Source organism: Pseudomonas xionganensis (genome assembly GCF_009763245.1).
GTDB classification, from domain to species: domain Bacteria; phylum Pseudomonadota; class Gammaproteobacteria; order Pseudomonadales; family Pseudomonadaceae; genus Aquipseudomonas; species Aquipseudomonas xionganensis.
On sequence record NZ_WKJZ01000001.1, the window covers coordinates 1,004,905 to 1,019,703 of the forward strand.

The window sequence follows — 14,799 nt, forward strand, 5'->3', positions numbered from 1 at the left end:
GGACAAAAGGCACGGCACTCGCCGTGCCTTTTGTTTTGCGGTCTGCGAAAATGCCCGCACTTTTTTTGTTGGATGCTGCCATGACCGCCCTGAAGAACGATCGCTTCCTTCGCGCCCTGCTCAAGCAACCCGTTGATGTCACCCCGGTGTGGATGATGCGTCAGGCTGGTCGGTATCTGCCTGAGTACCGCGCGACCCGGGCCAAGGCCGGTGATTTTGTCAGCCTGATGAAGAACCCCGAGCTGGCTTGCGAGGTCACCATCCAGCCCCTGGATCGCTACCCGCAGATCGACGCCGCGATTCTGTTCTCCGATATCCTGACCATCCCCGATGCCATGGGTCAGGGCCTGTACTTCGAGACTGGCGAAGGCCCGCGCTTCAAGAAGGTGATCAGCAGCATGGCCGATATCGAGGCCCTGCCGATTCCCGATGCGGAGCAGGACCTGGGCTATGTGATGGACGCGGTGCGCACCATCCGCCGCGAGCTGAACGGCCGTGTGCCGCTGATCGGCTTTACCGGCAGCCCCTGGACCCTGGCCACCTATATGGTCGAAGGCGGCTCCAGCAAGGATTTCCGCAAGTCCAAGGCCATGCTCTACGACAACCCCCAGGCCATGCACGCGCTGCTGGATAAACTGGCGCGGTCGATCACCGCCTACCTCAATGGCCAGATCAAGGCAGGCGCCCAGGCGGTGCAGATCTTCGACTCCTGGGGCGGGGCGCTGTCGGCGGCGGCTTACCAGGAGTTCTCCCTGCGCTATATGCAGCAGATCATTGACGGCCTGATCCGCGAACACGACGGACGTCGCGTGCCGGTGATTCTGTTTACCAAGGGTGGTGGCCTGTGGCTGGAATCCATGGCTGACAGCGGCGCCGAAGCCCTGGGCCTGGACTGGACCTGCGATATCGGCAGTGCCCGCGCCCGTGTCGGCGCCAAGGTGGCGCTGCAGGGCAATATGGACCCGAGCGTGCTGTACGCCAACCCGGCGGCGATACGCGCCGAGGTAGGACGTATCCTGGCGGCCTATGGCCAGGGCAGTGGCCATGTCTTCAACCTTGGCCACGGCATCACCCCAGAAGTGAACCCGGAGCATGCTCGCGCCTTCTTCGAGGCGGTGCATGAGCTGTCGGCGCAGTACCACAACTAGTCGGCGAAGCTGTAGGAGCGGGCCATGCCCGCGAAAGCGCTATCGCGGGCATGGCCCGCTCCTACGGGAAGAAACATAAAACAAAGGCCGCTAATGCGGCCTTTGCGTTGTCTACGTATTGCTCAGGGCTTGCGCAAGTCGCGCACGGCCTTGACCAGCGCCTGCTGCTCGGCCTCGCTGAGCTTGCCCGCGTAGGCGGGCATGGCGCCCGGGCCCTTGGCAATGGCGTCGAGGATATCGCGGTCGCTGTTGCTGTCCTGCCACTTGGCCTTGCTCAGATTCTGCGCGAAGTACAGCCAGCCGCGCAGGGTATTGGCGCGGCCATCGCTGCCATGGCATTTGCCACAGTGCTGACGATACAGCTGGGCACCGTCAGGCTCGGCCATGGCCGGCAGGCTGTTGCTCAGGCCGAGAAGGCCCAGCAGCAGGGCCAGGGCCGGCTTATTTGACATTGGCCAGGCTGCCTTTGAGGGCCACGCCTGCCATCACTGCGCCGGCATGGCATTCGTACTTCTGGCTGTCCTTGTACTCGACATGCTTGTAGTTGCTGGCGATATCCACCACTGCATTGGCGCCGGCGGCCTTGGCAGCCTTCTGCAGGTGGATCAGAGCCGATTGCAGGGCCCAGCTGCAGGCGGCTTCGTCAGTCTTGTTGAAGGCGTTGGTCTTCTTGCTGGTGGTCACCCCGGCGCGTACCACGCTCACCTTGCCGGCCGGCTTGTTGCCTGCCAGGTAGAACTTCACGCTGCCGTCGAGGCGCCCGGCGTTCAGGGCTTCCTGCATCGCTGTGTCGAACGGCAGAAAGTGGGTGGTGTCGCGGGCCTGGCTGACCGCCGGCAACAGGCTGAAGCAGGCGGCGGCAAGGATCCAGTGCTTGGCTTTCATGGGGTGACTCCTTTCTTGTGGGTTTTCAGGTCAGGGTGTTGCGCAAAAAAGTCAGTGTAATCCAGCTCGCGCTCAAGCCCAGCGCTTGAAGATCAGCGAAGTATTGACTCCACCAAAGGCAAAGTTGTTGTTCATCACATACTCATGCTGCATCGCCCGGAACTCGCCGCGCAGGTAGTCCAGCTCGCCGCAGGCCGGGTCGATCTCGTCCAGGTTCAGGGTCGGCACATAACGGTCTGAATTCATCATTTCGATACTGAACCAGGACTCCAGCGCGCCGCAGGCTCCCAGGGTGTGGCCCAGGTAGCTTTTCTGCGAGCTGATCGGCATCTGGCTGCCGAACAGTTCCTGGGTAGCCAGGGTCTCGGCCACGTCGCCCTGCTCGGTGGCGGTGCCGTGGCCGTTGACATAGCCGATGGCGGCGGGCGCCAGGCCGGCATCCTGCAGCGCCAGCTCCATGGCCCCGCGCATGGTCGCCTGCACCGGCTTGGTCGCGTGCTGGCCATCGGCGTTGCAGCCAAAACCGACGATCTCGGCGTGGATGGTGGCGCCCCGGGCCAGGGCGTGTTCCAGCTCTTCGAGCACCAGGATGCCGGCCCCTTCGCCGATCACCAGGCCGTCGCGGCCGCTGTCATAGGGACGCGGCGAGCTGTGCGGGGCGTCGTTCTTCAGGCTGGTGGCGTACAGCGCATCGAAGACCATGGCCTCGGTGGGGCAGAGTTCCTCGGCGCCACCGGCCAGCATCATCGGCAGGCGGCCGAACTTGATCGCTTCATAGGCATAGCCGATGCCCTGGCTGCCGCTGGTGCAGGCGCTGGAGGTGGGGATCAGGCGGCCCTTGAGGCCGAAGAAGATGCTGATATTGGCCGCCGTGGTGTGCGGCATCATGCGGATATAGGAGTTGGCGTTGAGGCCGTCCGCCACGGAATTGAGCAGCATATTGCCGAAGGCCTTGATCTCGTCGGTGCTGCCGGTGGAGGAACCGCAGGCCACGCCCATGCGCCCGTCCTGGATGCGTTCGTCGCCGAGCAGGCCGGCGTGCTCCAGGGCGCGTTCGGCGGCATACACGGCCAGCTTGGAGACGCGGCCCATGCTGCGGGTCTGCTTGCGGTTCCAGTGTTTGGGCTGGACGAAGTCGTCCACCGGACCGCCGAGGCGGGTGTTCAGCTCGCTGAACCTGTCCCACTCGTGCATATAGCGGATGCCGCTCTTGCCGGCCTTGAAGGCCGCCGCAATGGTCGGCCAGTCGCTGCCCAGCGAGGTCACCCCGGCCATGCCGGTGACTACAACCCGTTTGCATCCGTTCATCAGCACAGCCCACCGTTTACTGCGAGGACCTGGCGGGTGATATAGGCCGCCTCCTCGCTCATCAGAAAATTCACCGCGCCGGCCACCTCTTCCGGGGTGCCCATGCGCGCAGCCGGAACCATCTTGAGGATGTCCTCGATGGGCACATCGGCATCGAGGATCTCGGTATCGATCAGCCCCGGGGCCACGCAGTTGACCGTGATCTTGCGCTTGCCCAGCTCGATGGCCAGGGCTTTGGCCGCGCCGATAATGCCGGCCTTGGAGGCGCTGTAGTTGACCTGGCCACGGTTGCCGATCAGCCCGGACACCGAAGTGATGCAGACGATGCGCCCGGCCTTGCGGCGGCGGATCATGGGCATGGTCAGCGGATGCAGCACATTGTAGAAGCCGTCCAGATTGGTGCGTAGCACGCTGTCCCAGTCATCCTCGGACAGTGCCGGGAAGGCGCCGTCGCGGGTCAACCCTGCATTACAGACGACCCCATAATAGGCGCCATGTTGCTCCACATCGGTCTCCAGCGCCGCGCGGCAGGCCACGCGGTCGGACACATCGAATTGCAGGATGCGCGCCTGTTGGCCCAGCTCAAGAATCTGCGCCTGCACCGCTTCGGCTTCCTCGCGGCGGGCGCGGCAGTGCAGCACGATGTCATAGCCGCTCTTGGCCAGACGCAGGGCAATGGCGCGGCCGATACCACGGCTGGAACCGGTGACCAGAATGGTTTCGCTCATAAAGGCTGTTCCTGAAAGTCTTCCTGAAGATAGCTGGCCACCTGGGGTGGACGGAATACGTTGAGACGGGCCATGGCCTCGATGCCCGGGCCGCGCAGCTGGCACTCGAACACGCCCATGCCGTTGTCGTCCTGCAGCGAGCGGGTCGCATGAATATGCAGCTCGGCGCCCAAGGGGAAGCGCTCGACATTGCACTCATATTTGCGCGTACCGAGGAGAAAGCCCAGCTCCACCGGCGCACCGGCCAGGCGTGCCTGGTAGCCGGCGTAGGCGGCGATGCTCTGGGCCATCAGCTCGATGCCGACCCAGGCCGGCAGGCTGCCATCGGCCTGGCTAAACAGGCCGCCAGCGCGGACAGTGAGCTGGGTTTCGATATCCTCGTCGCCGCAGCGCAGCAGCCGGTCGATCAGGATCATATCGGCGGCGTGGGGGATCAGCTCGGCGATCGGCCACTGGCTCATGGCGCGTCCCCCAGCAGCAGGCTGATATTGTTGCCGCCAAAGGCAAAGGAGTTGCTCATCAGACGGCGCGGGTGCTTAGTGCTCAGTTGCGTGCCGGTATTGACCAGATTCAGTGTCGGCAAAGCCGGGTCGGCCTGACCATCCCACAGGTGTGGCGGTAGGCAATGCTCCGGGTTGTATGGGCTCAGGGTCAGCCAGCAGAAGGCCGCTTCCAGGGCACCGGCCGCGCCCAGGGTGTGGCCGACCATGGCCTTGCTGGAGGAGCAGGGCACCCCGTTGGGGAATATGGCCTGCACGGCATGGCTTTCCATGGCGTCGTTATGCAGGGTGGCGGTGCCATGCAGGTTCAGGTAATCGACCTGCTCGGCGCTGATCCCGGCCGCAGTCAGGGCTTTTTCCATGGCCGCCTGGGCACCAAGGCCATCGGGCTGCGGCGCGGAGATATGGTGGGCGTCGCAGCTGGCGCCGCCGCCCAGCAGGCTGATCGGCTCGCTGCCGGGCAGCGCTTCCTTGCTCATCAGAAACAGCGCCGCGCCTTCACCGATATTGATGCCCTGGCGGTTGGCCGAGAAGGGCTGGCAAGGTTCGGCCGAAACGGCCTCCAGGGCGGAAAACCCATTGAGGGTCAGGCGGCACAGGCTGTCCACGCCGCCACAGAGTACCGCATCGCAAAGCCCCAGATTGATCAGGCGCTGGGCACTAAGCAGGGCCCGCGCCCCGGATGTGCAGGCGGTGGAGATCACGTAGCTGGGGCCGCCCAATCCCAGCCAGTCGCTGAGAAAGGCGGCCGGCGCCGTCAGCTCCTGCTGGGCATAGTCATAGCTGGCCGGCAGCTCGCCGTGCTGCTGGTGCTGGGCAATGCCCTGGCTGGCTTCTTCGATGCCCGAGGTGCTGGTGCCGAGAATCACGCCGATGCGCCCGGCACCGAACTGGGCGATGGCGGCGCGGATCTCGCTTTCGATTTCCAGGGCAGCGGCCAGCAGCAGCTGGTTATTGCGGCTGGCTGGATGGCCGGGCAAGGCGGGCAGCGCGGGCAGTTCGCCCGGCACGGCGCCCACCGTCAGCGCCCGCTCGGCCACCCAGCCGCCTTGCGCGCGCATGCCGCTGGCATCGCCGGCAAACAGCGCCTTGGCCACGGCGGCCTTGCCTTGGCCGAGGGCGCAGTTGAGGCCCAGGGCATTGAGATAAACCGCCATCAGGGTGCCTTGTCGTCAGGTAGCGGGCTGATCCGGTAGGTCGGGCCGGCCGCGCTGTACAGGGTGAATTCCAGGGGCGCAAGGTAACCGATTCGCCAGCCCGGGTTAAGCCAGCGCTGCCCGGCGGCCAGCGCGCGCCACTGCTCGGTCGGATAGTGCGCGGGCAGGGCCGCTGCCGGGGTCAGGGCAAACAGCAGGGCGCTGAACAGCTCTCGGGCCTCGGCATTGGGCGGCAGCAGGCCATCGTTATGCCAGTGCCCATCACGCAGCGACTGGCGCGCCAGGGGCACGCCCAGGGGGTCGAACAGCGACGCGCGCAGCCCGTGCTGCTCGGCCTGCAGCACCAGCCAGGCGTCTTGCCGTGTACCGGCCTGTTCGCGCTGCACCTGCAGGGCCAGGGGCAGTGGTGCGGTCAGTGTCGGCAGCTGGGCCGGCAGCGGTGTGCGCGCGGCGCAGGCGCTCAGCAGCAGGCAGAGCCCGGCCAGCAGCAGGCGCGTCACCTTCAGGTTGCCGCGCATAGCTCGGCCAACACCCGCAGGCGGCGGCGCGGCTCGGCCACATAGGGGTTTTTCTCGTCCCAGGCGTAGCCGGCGAGGATCGAGCTGATCATGCGGCGGATTTCCGGCTGGGCCTTCTCGAAATAGATCACGTCCTGGAAGCTGCCGTCGTACCAGCCTTCGACATACACGCGGAAGGTGTCGACGCCGCGCTTGAGGGGGATGGCGAATTCCTGCTCCCAGTCCACCGTCTCGCCACTGAGCTGGCGGTGCAGAACGCCAGCCGCCATGCTCGCCGAGCGCATGGCGATGGTCACCCCGGAGCTGAACACCGGGTCGAGGAACTCGGCGGCGTTGCCCAGCAGGGCGAAGCCCGGGCCGTGCAGGGTTTTGACGTTGGCCGAGTAGCCGCCGATGCGCCGCGCTGGGGTGTCCCAGACGGCGTTCTTCAATACCTTGTGCAGTGACGGGGTTTCCTCGACGAACTGCTTGAGGCAGGCGTCCAGATCCTCCGGGCGACCTTCGTAACGGCTGGCATCGGCCACAACGCCCAGCGAACAGCGACCGTTGCTGAAGGGAATGGTCCAGAACCACACATCCCTCAGTGTTGGATGGGTGGTGATCAGGATCTTCTCGCGGTCGAAATCTGTGCCTTCGCTGCGGTCTTCGACGTGGGTAAACACCGCCTGGCGCACCGGGAAGCTCGATGGTGTATCCAGATCGAGCAGGCGCGGCAGCACCCGGCCATAGCCGCTGCCGTCAAGGACGAAGGCGCATTCCACCTGATACTCGTGACCATCGGCCAGACGCCGTACCGACAGGCGCGGGCAGTCGCCGCTGAAGTCCACGGCGAAGATTTCCTCTTCATAGCGGATCTCTACGCCCTGCAACTCGGCCTGGTCGGCCAGCAGCTTGTCGAAGTCGGCGCGCAGCACCTGGTAGGTCGAGCCCTGGCCCTTGGTGAAGGTGTCGCGGAAATCGAATTCGGTATAACGCTCGCCCCAGCCGAAGGCCGCGCCATGCTTGGTCTGGAAACCCGCCGCGCGCACCGCATCGAGCATCCCGGCTTCCTCGACGAAGTCCAGGCAGTGCGACAGCAGGCTCTCGCCGATCGAGAAGCGCGGGAAGCGCTGGCGCTCCAGCACCAGCACATCGTGGCCGTTACGCTTGAGCAGCGCCCCGGCAATCGCCCCGGATGGGCCAGCACCTATGACTACGACTTGGCGTTGTTCGATTTCAAGAGACTTCATGGCAGCGTTTTGCCTCAGGGATGGTCATATGGGCGCCGGTCGGGGCCGGCATCAGGTTGTATTGACGCAGGCGGCTGGCCGTCCGTTGGAGCGGTAGCCCAGGGCGCCAGGAGAAAACAGAACAGCAGGCCCAGGCTGATCGCCAGGCCGAAGTTGGCAATCGCCGGGGTGTCGCTGATCAGCAGCAGGCCGAACGACAGCCAGCTGGTCAGGGCCGAGAGCAGGGTGCCGAGCAGGCTGACCGCCGGGCCGCCGATATTTTCACGCATCAGGATGGCGTAATCGACACCGATGGCGGTGATCAACAGCAGGCCGAACAGGCTGAACAGGGTCAACGGCTGGCCCAGCCAACCCAGGCAGGCCAGCGCTGCCAGCGCCGCCAACAGCGGCAGGCAGACCACCCGCAATGCGCCGCCGAGACCGAAGGGCAGGCACAGCAGCAACAGAATTGCCACGCTGGAGATCAGCTTCAGCTGTGCGGCGCTAAGCTGGGTGGCGCTGAATAGTGCATTGAGTTCGCTGATCCGATCGACCAGCTGCACCCCCGGCAGGTCGGCTGTAAGCCTGGCCAGCGCGCTGCTGTCACCGAGCCCCTGCAGACTGACCAGCCCGGCGACGCCCTCGGCCCCGTCTTTGCTATAAGCGCCCAGCCATAACGGCCGCCAGGCCTCGCCCAGGGGGCTGGCCAGGGCTTGCTCCAGGCTCGCCTGGTTGTTCTGTTGCAGTTCCAGCAGTTCGTTATGCAGCGCAGCCGGCGGGATGCCCAGGTCGAGCAGGGGCTGCCAGTGCTGCGGCAGTTCACTCAGTGCGGCACGCAATTCCTGCAATTGGCTGTCGGGGGCGACCAGCTGGCTGAGGGTGCGGTAGTCACGCAGCTGACCGTTCTGCACCGCCTGATCCAGGCGCTGACTCAATGCGACCTGACGTTCCAGCAGCTGCTGTGGGTTCGCGGCGCTCACCAGAAAGAACTGGCTGGTGGGCTGCTGGCCGGTCAGCTCGGCGATGCGCTGGGCCTCGGCCAGCAGCTCTGGTTCCTGGCCCAGCCACTGGCGCAGATCATTCTGCGTATGCAGCTGCCATAGCCCGCCGGCACAGAACAGCAGCAACAGCGCCAGCAGCGGCGCGCTGCAGGTCTTGGCCAGCAGACGTGCCCGCCCATTGAGCAGAGCTTGGCTAAGGCTTAGCAGGCTGAGCGATGGGCTAAGGCGCAAGCCACGCAGCCAGGCGGGCAGCAGGCAGACCGAGCACAGATAAGCGGCGATCAGTCCGGCGGCGGAGAACAGCGCGACCTGGGTCAGCGCCGGAAAGGGGGTAAAGGCCAGCGCCAGGTAGCCGATCAGGTTGGTCCCCAGGCTCAGGCTCAGACCCGGTAAGGTGGCGCGCAATGCGCCCCAGCTGCTCCAGCCGTCTGCGCCTGCGGCGTTGCTCCAGCTTTTACTCAAATAGTGCTGCGGATAGTCGGCGGCGACCCCGATCAGGCTGGCCCCCAGCACCAGGGTCAGGGCGTTGATCTGGCCGAATACCAGCACGCAAGCGGTGCAGCCAGCGAGCAGGGCCATACCGATGGGCAGCAGGCTGACCAGCACCCGCACGCGGCGGAAGGCCAGCAGCAACAGCAGCAGCGTACCGAGGGTGGCGCCGCCGCCAATCAGGCTGATCTCGCGGGTGGCTTTGGCCTGGCCAGCGGCGGCATACAACACGCCACCAGCTGCCAGCAGTTGGCCGCCGGCTGTTTCGATCTGTGCACGGGTAGCGGCGACCTGTGCGGCAATCAACGGCGGTTCCTGCATATCGAAGGCGCTACCCCGGGCGCTGGCGCGCAGCATGGCCCAGGTCATGCCCTGGTCTTCCAGCAATAGTGCGCCACTGCGCAGGTCGGCCTGGATGCGGCTGCCGGGATTCAGCGACTGCTGCGCGCGTGCGCCCAGGCCCAGCCAGTCCTGTTCGATGGGCAACAGGCTAAAGCCGGCGAAGGTGTCGAACAGCTGGGCGGCGCGTTGTTCGATCAACTGCTGCGGCTGCTCCAGCAACAGCTGGCGATCGGCCGCCGGCAACAGGGCCAGGCGGTTGCTGCGCAGATAGTCACGTAGCGCTGCGAGGTCGCTGTCGACACTCCATTGAACCTGGGCAAAGCGCCCACTGCCGCGCCACTGCTCGCCAACCTGCTGCACCAGGGCAATCGCCCGGTCGCGCTGCGGGTGGCCGATCAATAGCAGCAGATCGCGATTGAGCGGCTCCTGCATACGCTGTTCGGCCTGCTGCACCAGTTCATCACCGCTGCCTTCGGGCAATAGCGCGAGCATATCCGCCGCCACGGGCGGGCCGTCCCGCCACTGCCAGGCGGCGAGGATCAGCAGGGCAGCGAGCAGCAGCAGAAAGCCGCGCGGCAGCCAGCGTTCACTGGGCAAAGTCACGTTGCTCCTGCTCAGTCAGTGCGTCGCCGGCCTGGCTTTCGGGCAGGCGCAGCACGCTGCGGTCGCCCTGGGTTTCATGCAGCTCAATGCGCTGTACCAGGGCGCCGCCATCGATCTGGATGCGGCTGAAAATCTGCTTAAGTAGCTGCGAGCGGGGTGTGAGGTGCAGTTGCCAGGCCTCGGCCGTGCCGCTCAGTTGCAGCAGGAAGTCTTTGGCCAGGCCGCTGTGGTCGCCCTTAAGCACTGCGAGAAACAGTCGGCTCTGCTGGGCCGCGACGTCCTGGCCAGGCTGTTGCTGCCAGCCGCTGGGCGTGCGCTTGGCGATGCCCTGGCCGTCGATGCGGTAATCCTGCTGGAGCGGGCTTTGCAGCTGCCAGAGCAGGCCGAGGTCGCGGCTCAACACGAACTGGCCGCGACTGGTCAGCGGCTGCGGCAGGGCGCGCAGGTGCTTTTCCTGGATCAGCGGGCCGCGTACCACGGCGGGTTTGGCCAGCTGGGCGCTGAGTTGGTCTAAATCGAAGGCATGGGCATGGGTGGTTAAGAACAGCAGGCTTAGCGTTAGACCTATTGTCGCGGTGAGTTTGCGTTTGGGTTGCGCCCCCTCGGGCGCGTCACTTTTTCTTGCTTGCCCAAGAAAAAGTAACCAAAAAGAAGGGCACCCCGACATCCGGGTCTCGCTGCGCGAGACTTCCCTCGCTCCATCACCACTCCAGGGGCCGGCGTACAAGGGCCGTCCCTGGCCCTTTACGCCTTTCGCCGCATCCATGCGGCTCATCCCCTTGCGTGGTGATTGCGCTCGGCCTTCTGACGGGGGCTTTCCCCGCTCCAACATCGCCGCTAGGCCGGAGTTGGTGCAGTTGCTTTTGATTTCTCTTTTTTCGAGCCAGCGCATAACTAAAGCTTGAAAGATGCCAGTAGGGCCAGGATCCGGGGCCCCCTCAGGAGGCCGAGTGGAATCCCTGTGTAAGGGGTTGAGCGGCATGGATGCTGCGAGAGCTGCGATGGGCCAGGGATGGCCCTTCGCAGCGTGCCCCTGGAGCAGGGATGGTGCGAGGGAACCCTGGCGCAGCCAGGGCCGTATGCGGGGTGTGCTTTCTCTTTGGTTACTTTCTCTTTGCACAAGCAAAGAGAAAGTAACTCGTCCGACAGGACGAAACCTGTTTCCTAACGCCGCTCCAAAAGTGTTCACGCCAGCACCTTTTCAACGGCGTCGATCAGCACCTTGGGCGACGCAAACTGCATCTCGCGGGTGGCGATTTCCACCGCCACCTGCACGCTGCTGCCACGGGTCATGCGCTCACCGCTTTCGGCGTCCATGATCAGGTAGTTGATCTTCAGACGGTTTTCCCACTCCACCAGATCGGCGCGCACGCGGATGCGCTGGCCGAACTGGGCGCCACGGATATAGCGCACCTGCAGGTCGATCACCGGCCAGGCGTAGCCGGCGTCGCGCATCTGCCGGTAGTTGTGGCCAAGCTTGTCGAGCAGGGCGCAGCGCGCTTGTTCGAAGTATTTGACGTAGTGGCCATGCCAGACCACTTCCATCATGTCGACGTCGAAGAAGGGCACCTGCAACTCGATCTCGGCTTGTAATACGCCTTTGCTACGCATGGGCGGCTCCTTGGCGGGTGGTGCGCACGGCGCACCCTGCGCGGTGTGCGGTGCTGGTCGTAGGGTGCGCCGCGCGCACCAGAGCCGGCTTACGCATACAGGCTCCAGTGCTGTTCGCGGATACGCACCAGGCACAGGCGCAGCTCGGCTTCCAGGGCGCGGTCTTCGATCACCGGGGGGAAGTCAGCGGCCAGCGTTTCGCGCATGGCGGCCACCGGGGCGGGGATATGCACCTTGCCGTCGCGCTGGCGCAGCCACACGCCCTGGTTGGCGGCCAGCAGGGTGGCGGCGGCGACCTGCTCGGTCAGCTCCAGGCTGCGCAGGGCGTCGCGGGCGGCGATGGTGCCCATGCTCACCTTGTCCTGGTTGTGGCACTCGGTGGAGCGCGAGAACACGCTGGCCGGGAGGGTGTTTTTCAGGGCTTCGGCGGTCCAGGCGCTGGCGCCGATCTGCACCGCCTTGAAACCGTGGTTGATCATGGCGTTGACGCTCGGCGCGCCGGACAGGTTGCTCGGCAGGCCGTGGTTGTAGCGGGTGTCCACCAGCAGGGCGAGCTGGCGGTCGAGCAGGTCGGCGACATTGCCCACCAGGTTTTTCAGGCTGTCCATGGCGAAGGCGATATGCCCGCCGTAGAAGTGCCCGCCGTGCAGCACGCGCTCGGCTTCGGCGTCGATCAGCGGGTTGTCGTTGGCGCTGTTCAGCTCGGTTTCGATGAACTGGCGCAGCAGGCCCAGGCTGTCGGCCAGCACCCCGAGCACATGGGGCGCGCAGCGCAGCGAGTAGCGATCCTGCAGGCGATGCAGTGGCGCGGTCGGCGCGTCGATGGCCAGGTCCTGGCGCAGCCAGGCGGCCACCTGGGTCTGGCCCGGGTGCGGCTTGGCGGCGAACAGGCGTTCGTCGAAATGCTCCGGGTTGCCTTCCAGCGCCACCACGTTGAGTGCGGTGATGCGGGTGGCTAATCTCAGCAGGTAGTCGGCACGGGCATACGCCTGGCAGGCCAGGGCGGTCATCACTGCGGTGCCGTTCATCAGAGCCAGGGCTTCCTTGGGGCGCAGGGTCAGCGGCGTCCAGCCGAGTTCCTTGTGCACATCGGCGGCGCTGCGGCGTTCGCCCTTGAACATCACTTCGCGTTCACCGGACAGGGTGGCGGCCACATAGGACAGCGGGGTGAGGTCGCCACTGGCGCCCACCGAGCCTTCTTCCGGGATTAGCGGCAGCACGTCGTATTCGAGGAAGGCCTGCAGGCGTTCCAGCAGCTCCACCCGTACCCCGGAGACGCCCTGGCACAGCGACTGCAAGCGCGCGGCCAGCACGGCGCGGGTACTGGCCTCATCCAGCAGCTGGCCCAGGCCGCAGCCGTGGAAGGTGTACAGATGACGCGGTAGCGCCTCGACCTGATGCAGCGGCACGGCCACCACGCAGGAGTCGCCGTAGCCGGTAGTGACGCCGTATATCACGCCTTCCTTGTCCAGCAGGCTGTCGAGAAAGCGCGCGCCCTTGGCGATCTTCTCGCGGTAGGCGGCATCGCTTTGCAGGCGGGGCGGGGCGCTGCGGTTGGCCAGGGCGACAACCTGTTCGATGCTCAAGGGGCGCTCGCCAAATACGATGGGATCAGGCTGATGTGTCGTCATCTTCATTCCAGAACGGGTAAAAATTGAACCATTGCAGGGGGGCGTCCAGGCACTGTTGGGCGAGCTGGTCGGCGTAGCGTTGGGCCCAGCGGTGGATCACCTGCTCGCGTTCGCGGCGTGTCCATTCGATGCGCTGGGCGAAGGGCTGGATGCGAACTTGATAGCGGCCGTCGACCTTCAGACAGCTGAGCAGGTTGACCGGGCATTGCAGCAGGCCGGCCAGCAGCCAGGGACCCTGGGGGAAAGCAGCCGGCTTGCCGAGAAAGTCCACGCTGATAGTGCGCCCACCATGCAGGGGCACGCGGTCGCCGGCAATCGCCAGCCACTCGCCGCGCTCCAGACGGTTGGATAATTGCAACATAAGCGCCGGGTCCAGTTCGCTGACCTGGATCAGCCGCACATGGCTGGCGCCGGACTCACCGAGCAGGCGGTTGAACTGTTCGGCGTGCTTGGTGTGCACCAGCACATTCATCTGCACATGCTCGCCCAGTTCGGCCAGGGCGCGGCAGACTTCCAGATTGCCCAGGTGGGCGCCGACCAGCAGCTGCCCGGGTTCCTGGCGATGCAGCTGGCCACGCAGGTCGTGCGGGTCGATCAGGCTGATCTGCTCCAGGCCGAGCTTGCCGTTCCACACATCGAGCTTGTCCAGCAGGCTGTCGGCGAAGGCCATAAATTGGCGGAACACCGAGCGCCGACTGGGCTGCAGTTCGGTGCGCCCGCTCCAGGCCGCCAGGTTTGCCTGGTACTGCCAGATGCTGCGCCGCGCCCGGGCACCGAAGACGAAGAAGTACAGCACGATGGCATGGATCAGCGGGCTGATCAGGCGCCGGCCGAGCAGGCGGGCGAGTACGGCGGTGAGCTTCATCAGGGCATAGCTGCCGCGCTCGCCCTGGCGGGCCCAGTGGGCGTTGTGCTGCGCGCTCATCGGCGCCACCTGCGCCAGAGGATCCATGGCGCGCGCAGCAGCATGGCGAAGAACAGCTTGGCGTGCATCTTCGAGATCAGCGCGTTGTCGTGCCACAGGCGAAAATGCGACAGGCCGTCCAGGGGGTAGTGCACTCGGGTCGGCAGCCAGTGCATGGGCTGGTTGCGCCAGGCCAGGCGCACGAGGATTTCCGGGTCGAAGTCCATGCGCTTGCCCAGGCCGGCCGAGTCGATCAGGGCCACGCTGGGCTCCAGGGGATAGACGCGAAAGCCGCACATGGCGTCGCGAATGCTCAGCGACAGGCTGTTGATCCACACCCAGACATGGGTCAGATAGCGGGCATAGAGGCGGCTTTTCGGCACGCTGTCGTCGTATACCGGGTAGCCGCAGATCAGCGCCTCGGGGGCGGCGCGGGAGGCGTCGAGAAAACGCGCCACATCGCCCAGGTCGTGCTGGCCGTCGGCGTCCACCTGCAGGGCATGGCTAAAGCCCAGGCGCTGCGCCTCGCGCAGGCCGGCCATGACCGCGCCGCCCTTGCCCTGGTTGACCGGCAGGCGAACGAGATGGGTGCTGTCCTGTTTCGCCAGCTCGTCCATCACCGCCGCGCAGGCCGGGCTGGAGGCATCGTCCACCAGCACGCAAGGCAGGCCAGCGCCGCGCAGGGCGGCGACCACGGTGGGCAGCGCGTGTTCGTGGTTGTACACCGGGATCACGGCGCAGGGCTTATGCATGCGCCAGTACCTGC

Annotated in this window: 15 protein-coding genes; 1 reads left to right on the forward strand and 14 read right to left on the reverse strand. The window is 65.6% G+C overall.

From position 1 onward, the window contains the following. Positions 1–80 precede the first annotated feature (80 nt). Positions 81–1,148, forward strand: coding sequence for a uroporphyrinogen decarboxylase (hemE, locus tag GJV18_RS04580; protein WP_160343528.1), 1,068 nt, complete (start codon positions 81–83; stop codon positions 1,146–1,148). A 122-nt stretch (positions 1,149–1,270) separates the two neighbouring features. Here hemE and GJV18_RS04585 read toward each other — a convergent pair whose 3' ends face one another. From GJV18_RS04585 to GJV18_RS04650, 14 genes are all read right to left on the reverse strand, one after another. Further along, entirely contained in the window at positions 1,271–1,600 is a 330-nt protein-coding gene (locus GJV18_RS04585; RefSeq protein ID WP_160343529.1) for a c-type cytochrome, read from the reverse strand. After that, positions 1,590–2,033: an excinuclease gene (locus GJV18_RS04590; protein WP_160343530.1), complete on the reverse strand. Its 444-nt coding sequence runs from the start codon at positions 2,031–2,033 to the stop codon at positions 1,590–1,592. Before GJV18_RS04590 ends, GJV18_RS04585 begins: the two co-directional genes overlap by 11 nt. A 72-nt stretch (positions 2,034–2,105) precedes the next feature. Continuing rightward, entirely contained in the window at positions 2,106–3,341 is a 1,236-nt protein-coding gene (locus GJV18_RS04595; protein ID WP_160343531.1) for a beta-ketoacyl-ACP synthase, read from the reverse strand. Continuing rightward, on the reverse strand, positions 3,341–4,069 hold the full coding sequence (fabG, locus tag GJV18_RS04600; RefSeq protein ID WP_160343532.1) for a 3-oxoacyl-ACP reductase FabG: 729 nt from the start codon (positions 4,067–4,069) through the stop codon (positions 3,341–3,343). Before fabG ends, GJV18_RS04595 begins: the two co-directional genes overlap by 1 nt. Further along, complete coding sequence (locus GJV18_RS04605) at positions 4,066–4,530, reverse strand: hotdog family protein (protein WP_160343533.1); 465 nt, start codon at positions 4,528–4,530, stop codon at positions 4,066–4,068. The genes fabG and GJV18_RS04605 overlap by 4 nt, the downstream gene beginning before the upstream one ends. Continuing rightward, on the reverse strand, positions 4,527–5,726 hold the full coding sequence (locus tag GJV18_RS04610; protein ID WP_160343534.1) for a beta-ketoacyl-[acyl-carrier-protein] synthase family protein: 1,200 nt from the start codon (positions 5,724–5,726) through the stop codon (positions 4,527–4,529). Before GJV18_RS04610 ends, GJV18_RS04605 begins: the two co-directional genes overlap by 4 nt. After that, a complete protein-coding gene (locus GJV18_RS04615) occupies positions 5,726–6,226 on the reverse strand; it encodes a DUF3261 domain-containing protein (RefSeq protein WP_160345979.1) in 501 nt (166 codons plus the stop codon). Before GJV18_RS04615 ends, GJV18_RS04610 begins: the two co-directional genes overlap by 1 nt. A gap of 2 nt (positions 6,227–6,228) precedes the next feature. After that, the gene (locus tag GJV18_RS04620) at positions 6,229–7,473 is read right to left on the reverse strand and encodes an NAD(P)/FAD-dependent oxidoreductase (protein WP_160343535.1); all 1,245 of its coding nucleotides are present in this window, start codon (positions 7,471–7,473) and stop codon (positions 6,229–6,231) included. Between the two features lie 14 nt (positions 7,474–7,487). Next, positions 7,488–9,887, reverse strand: coding sequence for an MMPL family transporter (locus GJV18_RS04625; protein ID WP_325065240.1), 2,400 nt, complete (start codon positions 9,885–9,887; stop codon positions 7,488–7,490). Beyond that, a complete protein-coding gene (locus GJV18_RS04630; RefSeq protein ID WP_325065254.1) occupies positions 9,871–10,455 on the reverse strand; it encodes an outer membrane lipoprotein carrier protein LolA in 585 nt (194 codons plus the stop codon). The genes GJV18_RS04625 and GJV18_RS04630 overlap by 17 nt, the downstream gene beginning before the upstream one ends. Positions 10,456–11,072: 617 nt before the next feature. Then, the gene (locus GJV18_RS04635; RefSeq protein ID WP_160343536.1) at positions 11,073–11,498 is read right to left on the reverse strand and encodes an acyl-CoA thioesterase; all 426 of its coding nucleotides are present in this window, start codon (positions 11,496–11,498) and stop codon (positions 11,073–11,075) included. Between the two features lie 89 nt (positions 11,499–11,587). Beyond that, positions 11,588–13,129, reverse strand: a complete 1,542-nt coding sequence (locus tag GJV18_RS04640; RefSeq protein ID WP_160343537.1) for an HAL/PAL/TAL family ammonia-lyase — start codon at positions 13,127–13,129, stop codon at positions 11,588–11,590. Beyond that, positions 13,110–14,054, reverse strand: coding sequence for an LpxL/LpxP family acyltransferase (locus GJV18_RS04645; protein ID WP_160343538.1), 945 nt, complete (start codon positions 14,052–14,054; stop codon positions 13,110–13,112). The genes GJV18_RS04640 and GJV18_RS04645 overlap by 20 nt, the downstream gene beginning before the upstream one ends. Continuing rightward, positions 14,051–14,785: a glycosyltransferase family 2 protein gene (locus GJV18_RS04650; protein WP_160343539.1), complete on the reverse strand. Its 735-nt coding sequence runs from the start codon at positions 14,783–14,785 to the stop codon at positions 14,051–14,053. Before GJV18_RS04650 ends, GJV18_RS04645 begins: the two co-directional genes overlap by 4 nt. Positions 14,786–14,799: the final 14 nt, after the last annotated feature.

Coding starts and splice junctions, on each gene's coding strand:
- hemE (WP_160343528.1), top strand. CDS start 81: ATGACCGCCCTGAAGAACGATCGCTTCCTTCGCGCCCTGCTCAAGCAA.
- GJV18_RS04585 (WP_160343529.1), bottom strand. CDS start 1,600: ATGTCAAATAAGCCGGCCCTGGCCCTGCTGCTGGGCCTTCTCGGCCTG.
- GJV18_RS04590 (WP_160343530.1), bottom strand. CDS start 2,033: ATGAAAGCCAAGCACTGGATCCTTGCCGCCGCCTGCTTCAGCCTGTTG.
- GJV18_RS04595 (WP_160343531.1), bottom strand. CDS start 3,341: ATGAACGGATGCAAACGGGTTGTAGTCACCGGCATGGCCGGGGTGACC.
- fabG (WP_160343532.1), bottom strand. CDS start 4,069: ATGAGCGAAACCATTCTGGTCACCGGTTCCAGCCGTGGTATCGGCCGC.
- GJV18_RS04605 (WP_160343533.1), bottom strand. CDS start 4,530: ATGAGCCAGTGGCCGATCGCCGAGCTGATCCCCCACGCCGCCGATATG.
- GJV18_RS04610 (WP_160343534.1), bottom strand. CDS start 5,726: ATGGCGGTTTATCTCAATGCCCTGGGCCTCAACTGCGCCCTCGGCCAA.
- GJV18_RS04620 (WP_160343535.1), bottom strand. CDS start 7,473: ATGAAGTCTCTTGAAATCGAACAACGCCAAGTCGTAGTCATAGGTGCT.
- GJV18_RS04635 (WP_160343536.1), bottom strand. CDS start 11,498: ATGCGTAGCAAAGGCGTATTACAAGCCGAGATCGAGTTGCAGGTGCCC.
- GJV18_RS04640 (WP_160343537.1), bottom strand. CDS start 13,129: ATGACGACACATCAGCCTGATCCCATCGTATTTGGCGAGCGCCCCTTG.
- GJV18_RS04645 (WP_160343538.1), bottom strand. CDS start 14,054: ATGAGCGCGCAGCACAACGCCCACTGGGCCCGCCAGGGCGAGCGCGGC.
- GJV18_RS04650 (WP_160343539.1), bottom strand. CDS start 14,785: ATGCATAAGCCCTGCGCCGTGATCCCGGTGTACAACCACGAACACGCG.